This window comes from Mesorhizobium sp. M7A.F.Ca.CA.004.04.2.1 (assembly GCF_004022825.1).
Lineage (GTDB): Bacteria > Pseudomonadota > Alphaproteobacteria > Rhizobiales > Rhizobiaceae > Mesorhizobium.
Genome location: NZ_RZPH01000967.1, coordinates 1 through 2,268, shown reverse-complemented (window position 1 = coordinate 2,268; position 2,268 = coordinate 1). Strand labels below are relative to the sequence as shown.

The 2,268-nt window shown below is 63.2% G+C and carries 2 protein-coding genes; both read left to right on the top strand.

The genetic code is table 11. The annotated features are described in order from the left end of the window. Positions 1 to 1,164: glycosyltransferase (locus EN893_RS29885; RefSeq protein ID WP_245490928.1), on the top strand; the 1,164-nt coding region annotated here is incomplete at its 5' end. Between the two features lie 40 nt (positions 1,165 to 1,204). Beyond that, positions 1,205 to 2,200 carry a glycosyltransferase family 2 protein gene (locus EN893_RS29880; protein ID WP_127270879.1) on the top strand — a complete coding sequence of 332 codons (996 nt, stop codon included), beginning with the start codon at positions 1,205 to 1,207 and terminating at the stop codon, positions 2,198 to 2,200. Positions 2,201 to 2,268 lie beyond the last annotated feature (68 nt).

Here is a 2,268-nt window from a genome sequence, read left to right as displayed (position 1 = left end):
GTCTTGTACCTTGTGCACGACGTTTCCGACCCGGCGGTGCGCCGGCGGATCACGATGCTCAGGGCAGGTGGGGCCCAGGTCACTTTGGCCGGCTTCCGTCGCACCGCGAATCCGATTGCGGATATCGAGGGACTGCGGCCGATCGACCTCGGCGCGACGCGTGACGGGCGATTCGGCCAACGCCTCGCGGCCGTCGCCAAAGCAGCCGTTTCGATAGGCTCGAAGCTTGGCGGTATGCCAAAACCGGATCTCATCATCGCACGCAACCTGGAAATGCTGGCGCTTGCCCGCCGCGCCAGGTCAGCCTTCGGTGCATCGGTTCCGATCGTATACGAGTGCCTCGACATTCATCGGCTTGTGCTGCGCAACGATGTCCTGGGCAAGGCGCTGCGCGCCACCGAGCGCTTTCTGGCCAGGGATGTGAAGCTGCTGGTGACCAGTTCTCCTGCCTTTATCGCCAATTATTTCAAGCCGTTCGGCCAGGTTGCGGCACCCATCGAGCTGGTCGAAAACAAATATTTCGAGGCCGCGACGATCTTGCCCGGCGCTCCGGAGACTGAAGAGAGCCCGGTCGGTCCGCCATGGCGGATCGGCTGGTTCGGTGCGCTGCGCTGCCGACGCTCACTCGAGCTGCTGGCCGATTTCTCCCGCCGCATGGAGGGCCGCTTCGAGATCGTGCTGCGCGGACGTCCGGCTTTGTCGGAATTCCCTGACTTTCACGGCTTTGTCGAAGCCGAGCCGTGGCTGTCGTTTCTCGGGCCCTACCGCAATCCGGAAGACATGGCGGCGATCTACAACGATGTCCATTTTTCGTGGGCGATCGATTTCTTCGAGGCGGGGCAGAACTCCGAATGGCTTCTGCCCAACCGGCTCTATGAAGGCTGCCGTTTCGGAGCGGTGCCGATCTCGATGGGCAACACCGAGACCGGGCGGTTCCTCAAACAGCAGGATATCGGCGTGCTGTTGCCGCAGGCGTCGCCCGAAGCCCTCGAAGCCGTGCTCGGCAAGATGGAAGAGCATCGCTTCGCCAGGCTGAAGGAGCGCGTTCTGGCCCGCAATCCGAGGACCTGGAGCTACGATCGCAGCGATTGCCGGGCGCTTGTCGAGCGGCTGCGCAGCCTGACGGCCGTGCCCGGCTCCTTTGCCGCCGAGGCATTGGCATAGGATGGCCAAGGATGGACAGAGGCAAGATGGACAGAGATTGATGACGCAGACGGACAAACCCTCATCCAGCCTGATCGTCATTCCGTGCCTGAATGAAGCCGCCCATATCGGTGCGCTGCTCGATCAATTGCGGCCCGCGGCCGCCCGGCTTGGCGCCCGGATCATCGTCGCCGATGGCGGCAGCACCGACGGCACGCTTTCCATCGTCGAGGATGTGATTGCCAAGGACCCGCGGGTTATCCTGCTCCACAACAAGCGGCGCATCCAGAGCGCGGCGATCAATCTCGCCGTCGGTACCTTCGGCGATGGTGCCGACTATCTCATCCGCATCGATGCGCATGGCGGTTATCCCGACGATTATTGCGACCGGCTGGTCGAGGAAGCCTTGGCCACGGGCGCGGATTCGGTTGTCGTTTCGATGCTGACCAGAGGCAGCGGTGCCGTGCAGAAGGCGGCCGCCGCGGCGCAGAACTCCAAGCTCGGCACCGGCGGCTCGAAGCATCGGCATCTTTCGCAGGGACAGTGGATCGATCACGGCCATCATGCACTGATGCGGATATCGGCATTCGGCGCCGTCGGCGGCTACGACGAAGCGTTCAGCCATAACGAGGACGCCGAGCTCGATTATCGCCTGCGCAAGGCGGGCTACAAGATCTGGATGAGTGGCAAGACGCAGATGGTCTACTATCCGCGCGCCTCGCTCTCAGGCCTCTATTTCCAGTATCTCGGCTACGGTCGCGGGCGTGCCAAGAATGTGCTGAAGCACCGCGTCATCCCAAAGATCCGGCAGATGGTGCCGCTGGCGGTCTTCCCGGTGGTTCTTCTTGCGGCCTTCTCATTCGTGCATTGGATTGCGGCAGTGCCTTTGTTGCTGTGGGTGTCGGTGTGCCTGGGCTACGGACTGGTGACGGCTATCCGCCAGCGCAAGGCTGACGTTGCGCTGGCCGGTGTCTCGGCCATGGTCATGCATCTTGGCTGGTCGGTTGGCTTCTGGCTGCAGCTTCTCGGCCTCGGCTCGCGACGCGGAGTGGCCTGATGGCGGTGTCGGCAAAGAACCGCAGCATCGACATCGGCGTCTGCACGTTCCGCCGGCCGGAGCTGGCT